Here is an 18692-nt window from a genome sequence, read left to right as displayed (position 1 = left end):
TCCTTTTTGAACGGCTTGAATACGTAGGGCGGGGGCTTGCCCCCGCCCTACGGTGTGTTTTGGTTTATCCTATCACATTTTTTTGGAAAAAACAACCGTGTTCACGGTGACTTCATTGCAATAGGTGGATTTTTCTGGTATACTGATAACAATTATGATGAAATTCAAAGGAGAACTCCATGAAATTAACCGTTCCTTGCCTCTTTGGCTTAGAAGCCTTGGTGGCTGACGAAATGAAACGCTTGCAACTCAAAGAGGTGCGCTCTGAAAATGGCCGTGTCCACTGCGAAGGTACCATGGCGGACATTGCCCGATTGAATGTCAACCTCCGCTGTGGCGCCCGTGTGCTGATGGAATTGGGTAGCTTTCCAGCCCCCGATTTTGAAGCCTTGTTCCAAGGGGTAGCCGCTTTGCCTTGGGAGCATTATATCCCCAAGGAAGGGGAATTCCCTGTCAAAGGCTATAGCATCAATTCCACCTTGCACTCTGTGCCAGCGTGTCAAGCCATTGTGAAAAAGGCCAGCGCCAAGCGCATGGGACAGGCCTATGGCATGGAAACCCTGCCCGAAACTGGGGCTCGCTATCAAATCCAATTTGCCATTGTCAAAGACATGGCGACGCTGTATTTAGACACCTCTGGGGAAGGTCTGTATAAGCGTGGCTACCGCGCCCAAGGGGTGGTGGCTCCATTGAAAGAAACCATGGCGGCGGCGTTGGTGACCCTGTCTCGGTACCGCGGTAAAGACCCCTTCTGTGACCCATTTTGTGGCTCTGGCACCATTGCCATTGAAGCGGCGCTGATTGCCAAGAACCGTGCCCCTGGTCTGGATAGAAGCTTTTCCTCTCAAAAGTGGCTGAATATGGACAAAAATATCTGGTTAGAAGCTGGCGACGAAGCCATGGACAAGGAATTTGACGGCAACTACGACATCTGGGCTGGTGATATTGACCCTGCGGCTGTGGAACTGGCTAAGCACAATGCCAAGCTGGCAGGTGTGGACGATTGCATCCGCTTTGAAGTGGCAGACGCAACCAAGTTCCACCGTGACAGCGAGTATGGGCAATTGGTCTGCAACCCTCCCTATGGCGAACGGATTATGGAACGCCATGAAGCAGAAGAGCTGTATCGCCAATTCGGCGCCGCTGTGAAAGACTTGCCACCCAAGTGGCGTGTGCTGGTGCTGTCGTCTCATACCGAATTTGAACGCACCTTTGGTCGTGTGGCCGACAAGCGTCGTAAGCTGTACAACGGGATGCTCAAGTGCGATGTGTTCCAATACGGACGGTAAATTAAACGGAGATGCGTAGGGCGGGGGCTTGCCCCCACCGTGGTGCGGTGCAATGTTAAGGGACGGCGAGGGCAAGCCACCGCCCTACGGGTTTAAACGGTATTTGATGTAAAATGGGGGGGCAACCATCATGGATCATATTTTCATTATCAATCCCTCCGCTGGGAAGGGGAAACAAGCAGAAACCATTGCGCCCATGGCGCAAGCCTTGGCACAGCGCCATGGTTTATCGGTCGCCTGTCACCGCACCACCAGCGCCCAGCATACCACGGAGTTGGTGCGCCAAATTGCAAGTCTAGGTCGTCCTGTGCGGTTTTATGCTTGCGGCGGCGACGGCACATTGCATTACGTGGTGCAAGGTGCGGTTGGCTTTGAAAACGCGGAGGTAACGTGTATTCCAGCTGGTACAGGCAACGATTTTTTGCGGAATTTTGGGGCAGATAGCGCCAAGTTTGCCGACCCAGAAAACCTGTGGGATGGAGATTCCATGGAGCTGGATTTGATTGAGTGCAACGGTCGGTATGGGCTGTCCATCGCCTGCTTTGGGGTGGATGCTCGGATCGGTAGGGACGTCCATCAGTTTAGCAAATACCCCTTTATGTCTGGCATTGGTGGTTACGTCATGTCGGCGCTGTACCATGGGGTGCGTCCCATTGGCCGTCAGTGGCAATTGGTGGTGGATGGGGTGATTACCCAAGGGGCGTTTGCGGTGGTGTCTGTGTGCAACGGGCGGTACTATGGCGGCGGATTCAATCCTATGCCTATGGCACAGCTGGACGATGGCAAACTGAACGCCATTGTGGTGGAAGGTATTGGCACGTATCGTTTCTTGCGGCTGTTCCCCAAGTATAAAGAGGGGCGTCTTGAAGACATCGCCGACTATGTGACCCTGTATCAGCCCCGTGTGCTGGAATTGCGGTCACAACAGCCCAATGTCACTGTCTGCCTAGATGGGGAGTCGGTGGAGTCTACCATGGCAGTGGTGCGTTTGGCTAAGGAAAAATTGCGATTTTTTGCCCCCAAAGGGGCAAATCCCAACGCTACGGTGGCCGTAACCCAAGATGCAAAGGCCTATTCATAATTTATTTAAAAAATTTCCTGTTTTTCCCCTTTACAAATGAACAAAAATGTACTATGATAGCAACGTTAGCACTCGATATGAAAGAGTGCTAACGTTGATTATGTTTTAAGTCAATGAACTATAAGGAGGCAATTTGTTATGAAACTCACACCCTTGTCTGATCGGGTTATTTTGAAAATGGTAGAGGTGGAAGAAACCACTAAAAGCGGCATTATCCTCACTGGCGCTGCCAAGGAAAAGCCCTCTGTGGCAGAAGTCATCTCCGTGGGCCCTGGTGGCAACGTAGACGGCAAAGACGTTGTCATGACTGTAAAAGTTGGTGACAAGGTTATCACCAGCCAATATGCAGGTTCTAAGGTCACCTTGGAAGACGTAGAATATTTGGTGGTGCGCCAAAACGAAATTCTGGCAATCGTAGAATAAAATTGAAGTAATAAGTAATCGTGAAAAAGGAATAAGTGAGGTGTGGCTTCGCCACGGATTGAAATCGTCACGAAGTGACACATTACCTATTCACTATTCCTTATTACTTCTTCACTAATTTTTTGGAGGAATAACAACTATGGCAAAGTTAATCAAGCGTGGCGAAGAAGCACGCAAGGCACTGGAAGCTGGCGTCAACACTCTGGCTGATACCGTGAAAATCACCATGGGCCCCAAGGGTCGCAACGTGGTGCTAGATAAAAAATATGGCGCACCCCTGATCACCAACGACGGCGTGACCATCGCAAAGGAAATCGAACTGGACGACCCATTTGAAAACATGGGTGCCCAACTGGTGAAGGAAGTCTCCACCAAAACCAATGACGTGGCTGGCGATGGTACCACCACCGCTACCTTGCTGGCACAAGCCATGATTCGTGAAGGCCTGAAGAACTTGGCTGCTGGTGCAAACCCCATCGTGCTTCGTAAGGGCATGGGCAAGGCTGTGGATGCCGCTGTGGCGGAAGTGAAGGCACAATCTAAGGTTGTGGACGGCACCAACGACATCGCCCGTGTGGGCGCAGTGTCCTCTGGCGACGAAGCCATTGGCGCCTTGATTGCAGAAGCTATGGAAAAAGTCAGCGCTGACGGTGTCATCACCATCGAAGAATCCAAAACCGCTGAAACTTATAGCGAAGTGGTGGAAGGCATGATGTTCGACCGTGGCTATATCACCCCTTATATGGTCACCGACACTGAAAAGATGGAAGCCGTCATCGACGATGCCTATATCTTGATTACCGACAAGAAAATTTCTGTCATTTCTGATCTGTTGCCCATTTTGGAACAAATGGTGCAAGCTGGTAAGAAGCTGCTGGTCATCGCTGAAGATGTGGAAGGCGAAGCCCTGTCCACCTTGATTGTTAACCGTCTGCGTGGCACCTTGAATGTGGTGTGCGTGAAGGCTCCCGGCTTTGGTGACCGCCGCAAGGAAATGCTCCAAGACATTGCCGTGTTGACTGGCGGTACTGTGGTCAGCGAAGAAGTGGGTCTGGAACTGAAAACTGCCGACTTGGGCGTGCTGGGCTATGCCCGTCAAGTGAAGGTTTCCAAGGAAACCACCACCATTGTGGACGGTGCTGGTGCCAGCGAAGATATTGCCGCCCGTGTGGGACAAATCCGCAATCAAATTGCCGCCACTACCTCTGATTATGACCGTGAAAAACTGCAAGAACGTCTGGCTAAGATGGCTGGCGGTGTGGCAGTCATTAAGGTTGGTGCCGCAACTGAAACCGAAATGAAGGAAAAGAAGCTTCGCATTGAAGATGCCCTCAACGCCACCCGTGCCGCTGTTGAAGAAGGCGTGGTCGCTGGCGGTGGTACCATCTTTGTCAATGTCATTGGCGCCGTGGAAGCCGTGCTGGATACTGTGGAAGGCGATGAAAAGACTGGCGTGCGCCTGATTGCCAAGGCATTGGAAGCCCCCATCCGTCAAATTGCAGAAAACGCTGGCTTGGACGGCTCTGTGATTTTGGAACGCGTTCGTTCCTCTGGCGTGAAGGGCTACGGCTTTGACGCATATAAAGAAGAATATTGCGACATGGTGGCCTGCGGTATTATTGACCCTGCCAAGGTGACCCGTAGTGCATTGGAAAATGCCGCTAGCGTGTCTGCTATGGTCTTGACCACCGAATCCTTGGTTGCTGATAAACCTGAACCTCCTGCAGCCCCAGCCCCCGATATGGGCGGCATGGGCGGTATGTACTAAGAAGTACCCCCCTGAATCCTTTAATAAAAGCACCGACAACCGTCACTCGTTTGGGTGGCGGTTGTTGTATTTTAAAAAATTTGAAAAAAACCATTGACAAAAGTAGTTTGATTTGATACAATGCAATAACTGTCGGTTTTGCAATGAACTGATTGGTCTCGGATGAAATGCAGAGGATTTTGATGGAGATTTATGCTTTCGGAAAAAAGTTTTTTCGAAAAAATAAAAAAACTTTCAAAAAAGTGTTGACAAATCACTTTCTCTCTGGTATAGTAGTCCATGCGCTTGAGGTGAGCCACTGAGGCAAACGACAAGCACACGAACATGGCGGCATAGCTCAGTTGGCTAGAGCATACGGTTCATACCCGTAGTGTCACTGGTTCAAATCCAGTTGCCGCTACCATGTCCCATGGGACGGCAAGTCCCGTGGGCCCCTTTTGGGAGCAGCCACCACCTTTATAAATGGCCCGTTGGTCAAGCGGTTAAGACACCGCCCTTTCACGGCGGTAACAGGAGTTCGATTCTCCTACGGGTCACCATTTCGGAGGCTTAGCTCAGCTGGTTAGAGCGCTCGCCTCACACGCGAGAGGTCACTGGTTCGAGTCCAGTAGTCTCCACCAAAAAATCCGAAGTAGATTTATCTACTTCGGATTTTTTCTTATTTCTTATTCCTTTTTCACTCTTCACTATGTGTACAGGATTTTTTGGAAGTAATAAGGAATAGTGAATAGTGAAAAAGTACTGGAGCGCCGTCAAGGCGGGCTCTGGCGGTCTATGGGAATTGTTTTTCTCAGATATAGGTATAGAAAAAACGTGCATCCCTGTACCGACCCCCAAAAGTTAGACCTAAAAATCTAACGATTGGTGGTCGGTATTTTCATGGCAAAATACAGTTTTGAATTTAAGAAGCAAGTAATCATGGCATACGAAAACCAGGAAGGCGGATATGAATCTTTAGCGAAGAAATATGGTATACCATCACTAACCACAGTAAAAACCTGGCACAAGTCATACAAAGAGTTTGGTGATGATGGACTGGTTCGCTCCAGAGAAAACAAAAGCTATCCTTTCGATTTTAAGCTTTCTGTGGTAGAATTATATCTAACAACAGAAATATCGTATCAGGAACTGGCTTTTGACGGCAACGGTAAATTGATAACGAAAAAGTTATATTTAGATCCATTCTTGGATATGTTCAACGGCGAAATTTTAAGCTATAGCATTACCAAAACACCATCGGCAGAAGGCATTATGGCTGCGTTAAATGAGGCCATCGAGGTCACCAACGACTGCAAATTCAGAAGAACTTTTCACTCGGACAGAGGCTGGGCATACCAAATGAAACGCTATTTTAGGACACTGAAAGAGAACCGCATCTTCCAAAGCATGTCTCGGAAAGGCAACTGTCTGGACAACTCTGTGATGGAAAATTTCTTTGGTCTTCTGAAGCAAGAAATCTATTACGGCAATACGTTTTACAGTTTTGATGAATTGAAATTAGCCATAGAAAACTTCATTGATTATTACAATAACAAGCGTACAAAGCAAAAACTAGGCTACTTCAGTCCTGTAGAATACAGACTGAAGTATCTTGCTGCATAAAAATAACGTAGCAGCCGCAGCTGCTACGTTATCAAGTCTAACTTATTGGGGTCACTACAAACGGTTACCACCGTCCCCTTCGTTTTTCTTTTCTTTAGTGCGTAGGCACGATTTCGATCCAGTAGCCATCTGGGTCGGCGATGAAGTAAATGCCCATGTCGGGGTTTTCAAAGCACACACAGCCCATGGCGCGGTGCTTTTCCAGCATGGCATCGTAGTCGTCGGTTTGGAAGGCCAAGTGGAATTCGCACTCACCCAGATTATATGGTTCGGTGCGGTCTTTGAGCCAAGTCAGCTCCAAGGTGAAGCCTGTGACACCATCTCCCAAATACACCAGCTTAAAACCATTGTCCATTTTGTCCACTTCACGCACAGGTTTTAGTCCCAAGGCTTGGTCGTAGAAGGCCAAAGATTTTTCCAAATCTAGAACATTAAAATTAAAGTGATAAAATTTTACCATAATGATTACCTCATTTTATAAAGTTGCCCTTAGTATAGCATGGTTTTCTGGGTGAATGCAAGGTCAAGGTGTATAATGTGGGTAAAAGATAGGGAGAAATCACTGTATTCACAATTTGTTTTCAAAACTGTGCAAACATTACATTGACATTTCTTGCAAGTGGTGGTAAACTGCATTTAGCACTCGATGAGATAGAGTGCTAAACCCAAAGAGGAGGTTTCTTTTTTGGAATTAACCGCAAGAAAAAAGCAAATACTCAAAGTGGTGATTGAGGATTACATTGCCACCGCCGAGCCTGTTGGCTCTAAGGTCATTGCCCAGAAAATGAGCGGCAGCGTCAGCTCCGCCACCATTCGCAATGAACTGGCCGACTTGACAGAGCTGGGCTATTTAGAACAGCCCCACACTTCGGCTGGGCGCATACCATCTCCGCGCGGATATCGGTTGTATGTGAACCAGTTGATGGAACAGCAATCTCTGTCTCTGGCAGAAACGGAGCGAATTAACCAATCCCTTTTATTGAAAATGGAGGAGTTGGATCGGGTTATCACCCAAGCCAGTCGTGCCGTTTCCAGCTTTGTCAATTATCCCACCTATATGGGTGTGGTGGCAAAAAACCGTTTGACTGCTCGCCATTTTGAGCTTTTGGCAGTGGATGCCAAAAGTTGTATTGTGGTGATGATGTTGGGGGACAATCGTGTCCGCTCTCAACTGCTCCACCTACAACTTCACATCGATAGCGCACACCTACCCCAGCTTGTAGAGGTGCTCAACACCCATTTCGCAGACATCAGCGCCGATGAAATGAACCAGCGCCTGATGGACATGGCAGACCAAGTGCCACCCCAATTATTTTTGGTGCTGAGCCAAGCAGTCAGCTATGCCTCCCACACCTTGGATGAGGCCAGCCAGCGTGAGATTATCACCGCAGGCACCAATCAATTGCTCAAACTTCCCGAATTTCGGGATGCAGACAAGGCCCATGAGCTGATGAGTTTTCTCTCTGAGAGTAAAGAGAGCCTACCTTTGCTAGACGATGGTAGCGATATGAAAATTCTAATCGGCCCTGAGAACATTTCCAGTGCCTTGCAAGACACCAGCGTGATTATGGCGCGCTATGATATTGGCGACAATATGCAGGGGCTCATTGGTGTGGTGGGGCCCACCCGTATGGATTATGCAACAGTTGCGGCACGGCTCTCTGGGTTCGCCCAAGGGATGTCACGACTGTTTGAACGAAAAGAACTACCAGAGGAGACGTAACCCATGGATACTAACGAAACTGTAGAACCTGTGGTTCCTGAGGAAGAACCCATCATCGCCCCTGAGGGTGAAGTGGTGGAAGAACCTGTGGAGCAAGCGCCAGAGGCGGAGCAACCCCAAGAAGATACCTTCACCCTGACCCGCACCCAAATGGAAGCCATGGAGTTGGCGGTGAAGCAATTGGCCAGCGCCAGCGACCAATACGCAAGACTGGGCGCTGAATACGAAAACTTCCGCAAGCGTACAGCCAAGGAAAAAGAAACCATCTACCAAGATGCCAAGGCTGACACCATCACCCCCTTCTTGGCGGTGTATGACAACTTGCAACGGGCGCTGGCAGCGGATACCGATGCCGAGTCCCCCCACCGTAAAGGCATTGAAATGATGGCCACCCAGTATCAAGAGATTTTGGGCAAGCTAGGCGTCACCGAAATGGACTGCAAAGGCCAAGTTTTTGACCCTGAAAAGCACAACGCCGTCATGCACATTGAAAACCCTGACTTGGGCGAAAACGTGGTGGCAGAAGTGTTCCAAGCTGGCTTTATGCTGGGGGATAAGGTATTGCGGTTTGCCATCGTGCAGGTGGCCAATTAAGTGAGTAAATACCCCGTGATTGCGGGGAACGGCGGGGGCAAGCCCCCGCCCTACAAAGTATAGAATATCCAGATACCTTGAGGGTACCTCGTCCCATCGTAGGGCGGGGGCTTGCCCCCGCCGTATCAGGGTTCCACAATCTTAAATTTATAATCAATATTTTCTGGAGGAACAATATTATGTCTAAAGTAATCGGAATTGACTTGGGTACTACCAACTCTTGTGTCAGCGTGATGGAAGGCGGCGAAGCTGTCGTCATCGCCAACGCTGAAGGTAACCGCACCACCCCTTCTGTGGTGGCTTTTGCCAAAACTGGCGAACGTATGGTGGGTCAAGTGGCCAAGCGCCAAGCCATCACCAACCCCGACCGCACCATCGCTTCTATCAAGCGTGAAATGGGCACCGACCACAAAGTGGCCATCGACGACAAGAAGTACACCCCCCAAGAAATCTCTGCTATGATTCTGCAAAAGCTGAAAGCCGACGCAGAAGCTTATCTGGGGCAATCCGTCAGCGAAGCTGTCATCACTGTCCCTGCTTACTTCACCGATGCCCAACGTCAAGCCACCAAAGATGCTGGCAAGATTGCAGGCCTTGAAGTCAAGCGTATCATCAACGAACCCACTGCCGCCGCTCTGGCTTACGGTGTGGATAAAGAAGATGCCCAAAGAATCATGGTCTATGACCTGGGCGGCGGCACCTTCGACGTGTCCATCTTGGAAATCGACGACGGTGTCATCGAAGTGCTGGCCACCGCTGGTAACAACCGCTTGGGCGGCGACGACTTTGACGAATCTGTCATGAAATATCTGGCTGCTGAATTCAAAAAGACCGAAGGCGTGGACCTGTCTAACGACAAGGTTGCTATGCAACGTTTGAAAGAAGCCGCTGAAAAGGCTAAGATTGAGCTGTCCGGCGTCATGAGTTCCAATGTGAACCTGCCTTATATCACCGCCGATGCCACTGGCCCCAAACACTTGGACGTGACCTTGTCTCGCGCTAAGTTCAACGAGCTGACCTCCCATTTGGTGGACGGCACCATGGGTCCTGTGCGCCAAGCTATGAGCGACGCTGGCTTGAAGCCCAGCGAACTGTCCAAGGTACTCTTGGTGGGTGGTTCTAGCCGTATTCCTGCTGTGCAAGACGCAGTGAAGGCCTTCACTGGTAGCGATCCCTTCAAGGGCATCAACCCCGACGAATGCGTAGCCATGGGCGCTGCACTGCAAGCTGGCGTGCTCACTGGCGACGTGAAGGGTCTGTTGCTCTTAGACGTGACCCCTCTGTCTCTGGGTATTGAAACCATGGGCGGCGTGTGCACCAAGCTAATTGACCGCAACACCACCATCCCCGTGAAAAAGAGCCAAGTGTTCTCCACCGCCGCTGACAACCAACCCAGCGTTGAAGTAAACGTCCTGCAAGGCGAACGTGAAATGGCCGCTGGCAACAAGTCTCTGGGTCGTTTCCACTTGGACGGCATTGCCCCTGCACGTCGTGGTGTGCCTCAAATCGAAGTCACCTTCGACATCGATGCCAACGGCATTGTCAACGTGTCTGCGAAAGACTTGGGCACTGGCTCTGAACAACGCATCACCATCACTTCTTCCACCAATATGTCCAAAGACGACATCGAAGCTGCTGTCAAGGCCGCTGAGCAATTTGCTTCTGAAGATGCAAAGCTGAAAGAAGAAGTGGAAATCCGCAACCAAGGCGACCAAATGGTGTACCAAGCTGAAAAGGCTCTGGGCGAACTGGGCGATAAGATCCCCGATAGCGAAAAGGCACCTGTTCAAGAAGCAGTTGACAAGCTGAAAGAAACCCTGAAGGGCACCGACACTGCCGCCATCAAGGCTGATACCGAAGCTTTGACCGCCGCCTTCCAAGCTGTCAGCGAAAAGCTGTATCAACAAGCCGCACCCCAAGACGGCGCACCTGCAGGTGATGCTGGTGCAGCATCTGGCGATGATTTCGTAGATGCTGACTACACCGTCATGGACGAGGATCAATAAGAATTTTGGTGGATGGGGGAACGGGCGACCACAGGTCGCCCCTACGCCTACCACATATAAATTGTAGGGGCGACCTGTGGTCGCCCGCCCCTCAAGGGTAATGCAAATCGACACATTTGCGGACAGGATGATTGCCTGTCCGCTGTGTGGCGTTAAAAGGAGAAACAATGGCAGAGCAAAAAAGAGATTTTTATGAGGTGCTTGGTGTGTCTAAGGGCGCATCCGACGCTGAGATTAAAAAGGCCTATCGGAAAGTGGCCAAGGAAAACCACCCCGACTTAAACCCAGACAATCATCAGGCGGAGGTGCGCTTTAAAGAGGCCAACGAAGCCTATGAAGTGCTGTCTGATGCCGATAAGAAGAGCCGTTACGACCAATTTGGTCACGCTGGTGTTGACCCCAACTTTGGGGCTGGTGGCGGTGGCTACGGTGGTGGCTTTGGTGACTTTAACGACTTGGGCGATATTTTTGGAAGCATTTTCGGCGGCGGCTTTGGTGGCGGTCAACGTCAAAATCCCAATGCCCCCACCAAGGGTGGCAACATTCGCCAAACGGTGATGGTGGACTTTACCGAAGCCGCCTTTGGCTGTGAAAAAGAAGTGATGATTGACCGCACCGAACCATGCAGTACCTGTGGTGGTAACGGCTGTGCCGCAGGCTCCAGTCCTGAAACCTGCTCCAATTGCCATGGCAGTGGTACGGTGCAAGTGCGTCGGCAAACCCCAATGGGCGTGTTTGCCTCTTCTGCCCAATGCCCCAAATGTGGGGGTAAGGGCAAGATTATTTCCCAGCCTTGCAGTGCTTGTCGTGGGCAAGGGGTGGAGCGCAAGCGTCGCACCGTGCAAGTGAGCGTGCCTGCTGGCATTGACCATGGGCAAACCATTTCCATCCGCGGTCAAGGCAACGCTGGGTCTAATGGTGGCCCTGCTGGGGATTTGTTGGTGACGGTCACCATCCGTGCCCATGCAAAATTCCGCCGTGAAGGCAACTCTGTGTTACATGATGTGGATATTTCCTTCGCCCGTGCTGTTTTGGGCGGGGAACTGGAAGTAGACACCATTGACGGCAAGGTCACCTTGACTCTGCCTGAAGGCACCGACACGGGCACCACCTTCCGTCTCCGTGGTAAAGGGATTCCTGACTTGCGTGGCAAAGGCCGTGGCGACCAATATGTCACCGTCAATATCGCCACCCCCCAACACCTGAACAAAGAGCAAAAAGAAGCCCTTCACGCCTTCGCCAAAACCATGGGCGAAGATGGAGCGGATTTGGGAAAAAAGACTTTGTTCGGCGGAAAGAATAATAAGAAGAAAAAATAAAGTGTGTAGGGCGGTGTTTGTTCACCGCCCTATCGTTGCATATCGCTGACCTATGATAATTGTAGGGCGGGGGCTTGCCCCCGCCGTAGGTTACCCGTAAATTGGGGGACGGCGGGGGCAAGCCCCCCGCCCTACGGTATTTTTAGTTTACAAGGAGAATCCCATGTATCTTGCTGATTATCACACCCACAGCCGTGTCTCTCCAGACAGTAAGGCCACCATGGTGGCGCAAGTGGAGGCCGCCATTGCCGCAGGTCTGCATGAACTTTGCTTCACTGACCACTTTGAGCCCTTTTACTGGGATGACATCACCGTGCCTCGTGACACTGACGACTGGGGCGCTTTGATTGCAGAGTTTTCCACAGTGCAACGTCAATATGTGGATAAAATCACCCTTCGCCTTGGCATTGAGTTGGGAGAGGCCCCTATGGACATCCCCACTGTGGAAAAAATGCTTCAAAAAGCCCCCAATTTAGACTTTGTCATTGGTTCCATCCACCGCCTGAGCAAGGCGTATGACTATATGGATTGGGCAGAATATCGCCCTAAAACAGCGGCAGAAGCCAGTGCGGCCATTGGAGATTATTTGCAGGTGGTGCAAACACAATGCAACTGGGGCGGTTTTCATGTGTTGGGGCATTTGACGTTGCCTTTGCGCTATTGCAAATATTTAGGTTTGGATGTGCCTTTTGCACCATTTCATGACCAAGTGGTGGGCATTTATAAAACCTTGATTGACAAAGGTCTTGGCATTGAACTCAACACCACCCGTGGGGATATGAATTGTCCAGATGAGCCATGGCTCAAACTTTACCACGATATGGGTGGTCGGCGCATCACCCTTGGTTCGGACGCCCACCAGCCGAAAGATATGGGCGCAGGCATTCGTGAGGGGCAAGCCTTGATCAAACGGCTGGGCTTTACATATTTCTCCACCTTTGAACAAGGGAAAGAAATTCGACATCCCCTATAGATTTTTGCACAAGGCTTCGCCTTAACTCCAGCGTTCGCTGGAGTGCCCTTTGGGCGTGCAAAAAGCCGTCACGCACCTGCCATGGGACTGCGTCCCTACTAGGCTACGCCTAGCCCCTCTTGCGAGGGGTGACAGGATTGTATAAAATGGTTGATTTTTCCCTATACTTAGGGTATGATAAAAAAGATATGTATAAAAGGAGTAAACCACTATGAATATCTCTCTTGGATCTGACCACGGTGGCTTCGGCTTGAAAGAAACCATCAAAGCACATTTGGAAACATTAGGACACAGTGTGAAAGATTGTGGCACCTATTCATTAGATAGCTGCGATTATCCTGTTTTTGGCAAGGCGGCGGCAGAGGCTGTGGCTGACGGTAGCTGTGAACGCGCCATTGTGGTGTGTACCACAGGCATCGGCATCTCCATCACCGCCAACAAGGTTAAAGGTGTGCGTTGCGCATTGTGCGCCACAGAAGCCCAAGCTGAAATGACCCGTCGCCACAACAATGCCAATGCGTTGGCATTGGGGGCCGCTGTCACAGGGGAAATGGTGGCCTTGCGGATTGTGGATTTGTTCTTGGCAACAGAGTTTGAAGGTGGCCGCCACGCACGCCGTGTGGATTTGATGACAGCCATGGAAGGCTGAAAAGACAGGGAGGAGGGAACCAATGGCAAAAAGAAATAGCTACAGCAGCTATCGGGGTCGCAAAAGCAGTTTGAAATGGATGCTCGCGATGATTTTGATTGGCGTTATTGCTGTGTGCCTTGGGTATTTTTTCTGGGGTGACCACGGGCTTTCTTGGAGCATTTTCCCTCGCTTTGACCATGAAGAGCTTGCGGTGGAAGAGATTGTGCCAGAGGTGGAGTTGGTGATTGATACGCCAGAGCCTGTGGTGGATACTGTCCAAGTGGGCGGTTTGTTGCTAGATGTGGATGCCACCACGTGGCCTGCGCAAGATAGCACCGACTTTGACAAACTGGCGCTGACCATGAAAGATGGCAACGGCACCTTGTATTACCAGTCGTCTAATGCCGATTTGGTCGCAGGTGCCACGTCTGAATATGTGGCACAAAATGCAGACTACGTAACCGCCTTGCTGGGCCAGTCGGTGCCAGTGAGTGCCTTTGTCAGTGTGTTGCAAGACCCCTTATACGCCTCCTATTACGTGACGGCTTCGGCGCTGATGAGCGGCACTGGTTACGGCTATAAAGATGGGGATGGCAAGGTTTGGTTAGACCCTGCCAAAGAAGATGCCGTGGCATGGATTGTGGCGGTGATTGACGAGTTGACAGCCATGGGCTTCGATGAAATTATCCTCACCGACTTCCATTATCCCCAAACGGGAGATTTGGAGAACATCCGCTATGCCGCTGATGACCCACAGCAAGCGTTGCATGATTTGTTAGAAATCATTTATACCCACACCCAAGCAGCTGGGGTGTCTTTGGGCATGGAAATGTCGGCTGGCGCTCTTGTCAGCGGTAGTGTGCCTTATGAAGATTGGACGGAGTATGTGGATATGTTCTATGTAACGACCAATGATTTGCCTACGGCAGAGTCTTTGGTAGGCGCGGAAGCTGTCACCGTGATGGCAGAGCAAATTCCGCCCAGCGGCAATTATTTGCTAGTACCGTAATGGGGCTAAGGGTGAATGACTATAAAAAACGAGAGCCTGTTGCAAACGCAACAGGCTCTCATGCCGTTCATCTTTCTTTTTTTGCCACCACTTCGTGGCTGCTTTTGACAATGCTGTTGGCTGGGATGACCCCACGAACAGAGGTGACGGGATAGACATTGGAATGGGCACCAATAACGGTGCCAGGGTTTAGCACGCTGTTACAGCCCACTTCCACAAAGTCGCCCAGCATGGCACCGAATTTTTTGATGCCAGTTTCTATGGTTTGGTCGCCTTTGACCACCACCAAGGTTTTGTCGGCTTTCACGTTTGAGGTGATAGACCCTGCACCCATGTGGGATTTGTAGCCCAAAATGCTGTCGCCCACGTAGTTATAATGAGGGGTTTGGACGTTGTCAAAGAGGATGACGTTTTTCAATTCCACCGAATTGCCCACCACGCAGTGTGCACCCACCAAGGCGGACCCGCGGATGAAGGCACAGTGGCGCACCTCAGTGTGAGGGCCGATGATGCAGGGTTTGCCCAAGTAGGCTGTGGGTGCCACGGTGGCCGTGTTGTGCACCCAAACTTGGGGGCTTTGCTCTACATAATCATCGTCTAAGGTTGCACCTAAGTCCACGATGGTTTGGGCAATGCCGTCCAGCGCCTCCCAAGGATAGGTGAATTGTTCTAAATATGCCCCAGCCAAGGTGTGGGTCATGTCAAATAAATCTGAAATCTGTACGTTCATAGGAAACATCCTTTCAATGGTCATATAATCACCCATATTGTACTCTATTTTTCTGCCCCTGTCTATATGCTACCTGCTGAACAAAACAAAAACACACATCTAACAAGGATTTCACTGTGTTTTTGCTTTGTTCAGGTGCAAGGTTTTTTGTCTCGCAAGACAAAAAACCTTGCACTTTTGATTTTGGGCGTGTGTCCAAAAATCAAAACAGGGAGTCATCAATGTATCTGAAATGGCAAAACAACTTGTTTTGCCATCAAATCAGCCACTAAGGGCTGATTTGCAAATGCAATTCGCAAATTGCATATCCCGATAGTAGATAACGGGGCTTGTAGGGTATTCGTAGGGGAGGGGCCCCTCCCGCTTGATAAGATACCAGTATCTTCTGACGACGGGCGGGGATGGAACCCCGCCCCTACAGTAGGAGTGAGCGTTTGGGTCTCGTTAAGTATAATTGGGATAATTGCATTTGTTCAGTGGACATTATATGATAGGAGATTTTTAAACGCAACAACGCCGTAGACCCACCACGATCTACGGCGTTGTTGTTTTTTAGGAGGAGTTCTATGAAAATAAGAAAGGAAGCTTGTTAAAAGAGGTGTTGCTTAGACCACTGCGATGGCTTCGATTTCGCACAAAACATTTTTGGGCAATGTCTTCACAGCCACGCAGCTACGAGCAGGCTTAGAGGTAAAATACTTGGCGTACACTTCATTGAAGGCGGCAAAATCGCCCATGTCAGATAAGAAGCAAGTGGTTTTAAACACCTTGTCAAAACCAGAGCCAGCGGCTTCCAAAATAGCGCCAACATTTTGGCAGCTATATTCAGCTTGCCCTGTGATGTCCACAGGGACAGAGCCGTCAACAGGGTTGACAGGCAATTGGCCAGAGGTATAAACCACGCCGTTGACTTCGTAAGCTTGGGAATAAGGGCCGATGGCACCGGGTGCATTTTTTGTATCGATAACGTTCATGTGAGTCATCTCCTATATTGTTAATTTGTAGGGACAGGGTTCGCCTCTGTCCGTGTTGGGAGAAAGGGTTATGCGCTTAATTTGCCGTTGATCCAGTCTTTGCCTTCTACCACACGGGCAACCAGCATAGAGGCAATGGCATCGCCGCTGGCGTTCAAACTGGTTGCGGCAGGGTCGAACAAGAAGCCCAAAGTGGCAATCAAGGGGAATGCTTCAGCAGGGAAGCCGAACATACTGACAATAATCATTTCGCCCACCAGACCGCCACCGGGTGCGCCAGAGAGCACAAAGGCGCTGAGGATGGCAACAGCAATGGCCATGGTATAGGTGCTGACGCCAGTGAAGGGGGTGCCGAAGACACCGAAGAGGAAAGCAATTTTCACGATGGAACTTAACACAGAGCCGTCCATGTGCATGGTGCAACCCATGGGAACCACAATGTCGCTGACATCTTTGGGCACACCCATTTTGTCGCAGGCGTTTTTGGTGACAGGGAGTGTTGCGGCAGAGCTTTGTGTGGCAAAGGCAGTGACAGCAGGGGTGAAAATGTTTTGTAGCATACGGGAAAGGCCAGTCTTACCCCCAGCAATCAGGGCGTAGGTGGGGAAGAAAATCAAAACATACAGCAGGCACAAGGGATAGTAGACGATCATGGCACGGCCGTAATCGCCCAGCAATTGGGGGCCAAATTCGCCGATGAGGTTGGCAAAGTATGCGCCAAGACCAATGGGCGCCACAGCCATAATCACATCTACAAATTTCATGATAATCATGTTTAGATTGTTGAGGAATTTGCCAACGGGGCTTTCATCACCACCGCAAGAGGCCACGCAGAAGCCAAAGATAATGGAGAAAATAATCAGGGGAAGCATATTGGACTTGCTCAGCAGTAAGGAGAAATCATTGACAGTCAGGGCACCCACCAGCATTTCACCAGCACTTTGGGTGACGCCGATTTCAGCGGATTCCATGATGATGTTGGTGCCAGCGGAGGGGCTAAATAAGTTGACCCACACCAGCACACAAGCAGCGGCCACGGCACCAGTTGCCAAGAATACCATGACGGTACTGCCTAAAATTTTCCCAAGGCGTTTCATGTTCACCATGTTGCCAACAGCGGCAGAAATGGAGGTGAACACCAAGGGCACCACGATGGTGAACAGCAGGTTCAAGAAGATATCGCCGAGAGGAGAAACGGCTTGGCCGATTTCAGGAGCGACGATGCCAATGAGAGAGCCAATTGCGATGCCGCCTAACAGCAGGAAAGGGGTTTTGAATTGTTCCCATGGACTTAGGTTGAGTTTTTCATTCATGTAGGATTCCTCGTTTTTCATAGTATATTGTATTTAAAACATGGCAACTGCCAGTGATTACAGGGCTTGCACCGCTACGTACAGTTGGTGCATGGCTTGGATGAGAACGCTACGGGGGCAGGCGGCGTTAAGACGCATAAAGCCTTCCAGACTACGGCCAAAAGAGCAACCATCGTTGAGACCAAGGCCAGCTTTTTCAATCATGAAATCATGGAGTTCTTGGTTGTTCATGCCTAGTGCACGGCAGTCAAGCCACATCAAGTAGGTGGCATCTGGGGCAAAGGTTTTGATTTGAGGGATGTTTTTTTCGCAGTAGTCCACCACATAGTCGAAGTTGTTAGAGAGATAGGGGAGCAGTTGCCCCAGCCATTCATCCCCGTGGGTGAAGGCGGCTTCCATGGCGGTGAGGGAGAAGGCGTTGTTGCGGTGGATATCCATGTTGTGCCAGAATTGGTCGTATACCTTTTTGGTGTGTTGGTCGGGGAAGACCACGGCACTGGCTTGGAGACCAGCCAAGTTGAAGGTTTTAGTGCCAGAGAAGCAGGAGATGGTGTTGGCGGCGATTTCAGGGGAGAGGGTGGCGGTGGGAAGGTGGGTTTTACCGTGGAAAATCAGGTCGGAGTGGATTTCGTCAGACAGCACAAGCACGTGATATTTGAGACATAACTTCATCATTTTTTCCAAATCGTCTCGTTCCCATACAAGGCCTAGAGGATTGTGGGGGCTGCAGAGTAAAAATAGATCAGCTTGTTGGAGCTTGGCTTCAAAGTCATCCCAGTCAATGGTCCACTTGTCGTCGTCGCCCAACACGAAGGCGTTTTCGATGACGTTGCGATTGGCGGCTTCGGTCATGTCGTAGAATTCAGAGTAGACGGGAGTTTGAATCAGCACGTTGCCCCCTTCTGGGGTGAAGAGTTTGACGCAGGCGGAGATGGATTGGACAACCCCCAGACTCCAGCTCATGAGGGAGGCGTCAATTTCCCAGTTGTTGCGGCGTTTTTGCCAATCGCAAATGGCGGCAAAGTAGCTGTCGGGACGGGCGGTGTAGCCCCAGAGGCCTTCTTCGGCACGAGATTTCAAGGCATCGATGATGGGGTGAGCGGTTTTGAAGTCCATGTCGGCGATCCACAGAGGGATTACATCGTCGGTGCCGAATTTTTTCTTGCGTTCGTCATACTTGGCGGCACGATTTCCAGAACGGTCGATGATGGCGTCAAAATTGTAAGTCATAGGTTGTTTCCTTTCTAAATACACAGT

16 protein-coding genes, 3 tRNA genes and 2 pseudogenes are annotated in these 18692 nt (G+C 50.4%); 16 read left to right on the top strand and 5 right to left on the bottom strand.

The features are described 5' to 3' along the window. Positions 1-179: 179 nt before the first annotated feature. The 9 genes and pseudogenes from RFF05_RS10330 to RFF05_RS10290 all read left to right on the top strand — a co-directional run. Positions 180-1289: a class I SAM-dependent RNA methyltransferase gene (locus tag RFF05_RS10330; protein ID WP_409967020.1), complete on the top strand. Its 1110-nt coding sequence runs from the start codon at positions 180-182 to the stop codon at positions 1287-1289. Between the two features lie 130 nt (positions 1290-1419). Then, positions 1420-2370 carry a diacylglycerol/lipid kinase family protein gene (locus tag RFF05_RS10325; RefSeq protein ID WP_409967019.1) on the top strand — a complete coding sequence of 317 codons (951 nt, stop codon included), beginning with the start codon at positions 1420-1422 and terminating at the stop codon, positions 2368-2370. 138 nt (positions 2371-2508) lie between these two features. Continuing rightward, positions 2509-2793, top strand: a complete 285-nt coding sequence (groES, locus tag RFF05_RS10320; RefSeq protein ID WP_409967018.1) for a co-chaperone GroES — start codon at positions 2509-2511, stop codon at positions 2791-2793. Between the two features lie 139 nt (positions 2794-2932). Then, positions 2933-4561 (top strand): chaperonin GroEL, encoded by a 1629-nt coding sequence (groL, locus tag RFF05_RS10315; protein WP_409967017.1) that lies wholly within the window; start codon positions 2933-2935, stop codon positions 4559-4561. A 326-nt stretch (positions 4562-4887) separates the two neighbouring features. Beyond that, a tRNA-Met gene (locus RFF05_RS10310) sits at positions 4888-4964 on the top strand. 61 nt (positions 4965-5025) lie between these two features. Then, positions 5026-5100 (top strand) — tRNA-Glu (locus RFF05_RS10305). A gap of 4 nt (positions 5101-5104) precedes the next feature. Continuing rightward, positions 5105-5181: transfer RNA gene (locus RFF05_RS10300), tRNA-Val, on the top strand. 259 nt (positions 5182-5440) lie between these two features. Beyond that, positions 5441-5599: pseudogene (locus RFF05_RS10295) on the top strand (transposase); the annotation flags it as partial. A 66-nt stretch (positions 5600-5665) separates the two neighbouring features. After that, positions 5666-6163 (top strand): annotated as a pseudogene (locus RFF05_RS10290) (IS3 family transposase); the annotation flags it as partial. Between the two features lie 94 nt (positions 6164-6257). Here RFF05_RS10290 and RFF05_RS10285 read toward each other — a convergent pair. Continuing rightward, the gene (locus RFF05_RS10285) at positions 6258-6623 is read right to left on the bottom strand and encodes a VOC family protein (protein WP_409967016.1); all 366 of its coding nucleotides are present in this window, start codon (positions 6621-6623) and stop codon (positions 6258-6260) included. Between the two features lie 225 nt (positions 6624-6848). On the opposite strand from RFF05_RS10285, the gene hrcA reads away from it, so the two are divergent. The 7 genes from hrcA (at position 6849) to RFF05_RS10250 (ending at position 14418) form a co-directional block, all read left to right on the top strand. After that, the gene (hrcA, locus tag RFF05_RS10280) at positions 6849-7886 is read left to right on the top strand and encodes a heat-inducible transcriptional repressor HrcA (RefSeq protein ID WP_409967015.1); all 1038 of its coding nucleotides are present in this window, start codon (positions 6849-6851) and stop codon (positions 7884-7886) included. A gap of 3 nt (positions 7887-7889) precedes the next feature. Next, positions 7890-8480, top strand: coding sequence for a nucleotide exchange factor GrpE (locus RFF05_RS10275; RefSeq protein WP_409967014.1), 591 nt, complete (start codon positions 7890-7892; stop codon positions 8478-8480). Positions 8481-8659: 179 nt separating this feature from the next. Continuing rightward, the gene (dnaK, locus tag RFF05_RS10270) at positions 8660-10486 is read left to right on the top strand and encodes a molecular chaperone DnaK (RefSeq protein ID WP_409967013.1); all 1827 of its coding nucleotides are present in this window, start codon (positions 8660-8662) and stop codon (positions 10484-10486) included. Between the two features lie 167 nt (positions 10487-10653). Further along, the gene (gene dnaJ / locus RFF05_RS10265; protein WP_409967012.1) at positions 10654-11805 is read left to right on the top strand and encodes a molecular chaperone DnaJ; all 1152 of its coding nucleotides are present in this window, start codon (positions 10654-10656) and stop codon (positions 11803-11805) included. Between the two features lie 163 nt (positions 11806-11968). Then, positions 11969-12778 (top strand): histidinol-phosphatase HisJ family protein, encoded by an 810-nt coding sequence (locus RFF05_RS10260; protein WP_409967011.1) that lies wholly within the window; start codon positions 11969-11971, stop codon positions 12776-12778. A gap of 211 nt (positions 12779-12989) precedes the next feature. Next, on the top strand, positions 12990-13427 hold the full coding sequence (gene rpiB, locus RFF05_RS10255) for a ribose 5-phosphate isomerase B (protein ID WP_409967010.1): 438 nt from the start codon (positions 12990-12992) through the stop codon (positions 13425-13427). Positions 13428-13449: 22 nt separating this feature from the next. Next, entirely contained in the window at positions 13450-14418 is a 969-nt protein-coding gene (locus RFF05_RS10250; protein WP_409967009.1) for a putative glycoside hydrolase, read from the top strand. A 67-nt stretch (positions 14419-14485) separates the two neighbouring features. Here RFF05_RS10250 and RFF05_RS10245 read toward each other — a convergent pair whose 3' ends face one another. From RFF05_RS10245 to RFF05_RS10230, 4 genes are all read right to left on the bottom strand, one after another. After that, positions 14486-15148, bottom strand: a complete 663-nt coding sequence (locus RFF05_RS10245) for a UDP-N-acetylglucosamine pyrophosphorylase (RefSeq protein ID WP_409967008.1) — start codon at positions 15146-15148, stop codon at positions 14486-14488. Between the two features lie 605 nt (positions 15149-15753). Continuing rightward, on the bottom strand, positions 15754-16122 hold the full coding sequence (locus RFF05_RS10240; RefSeq protein WP_409967007.1) for a RidA family protein: 369 nt from the start codon (positions 16120-16122) through the stop codon (positions 15754-15756). A 68-nt stretch (positions 16123-16190) separates the two neighbouring features. Beyond that, positions 16191-17456 (bottom strand): dicarboxylate/amino acid:cation symporter, encoded by a 1266-nt coding sequence (locus RFF05_RS10235; RefSeq protein ID WP_409967006.1) that lies wholly within the window; start codon positions 17454-17456, stop codon positions 16191-16193. A gap of 36 nt (positions 17457-17492) precedes the next feature. Further along, positions 17493-18665, bottom strand: a complete 1173-nt coding sequence (locus RFF05_RS10230) for a MalY/PatB family protein (RefSeq protein ID WP_409967005.1) — start codon at positions 18663-18665, stop codon at positions 17493-17495. Positions 18666-18692: the final 27 nt, after the last annotated feature.

The sequence above is a fragment of the Bengtsoniella intestinalis genome (assembly GCF_039719005.1).
In the GTDB taxonomy this organism is placed as follows: Bacteria; Bacillota; Clostridia; order Oscillospirales; family Oscillospiraceae; genus Oscillibacter; species Oscillibacter intestinalis.
The sequence above is the reverse complement of the archived record's forward strand: the minus strand, read 5'-3'. Positions and strand labels throughout refer to the sequence as shown.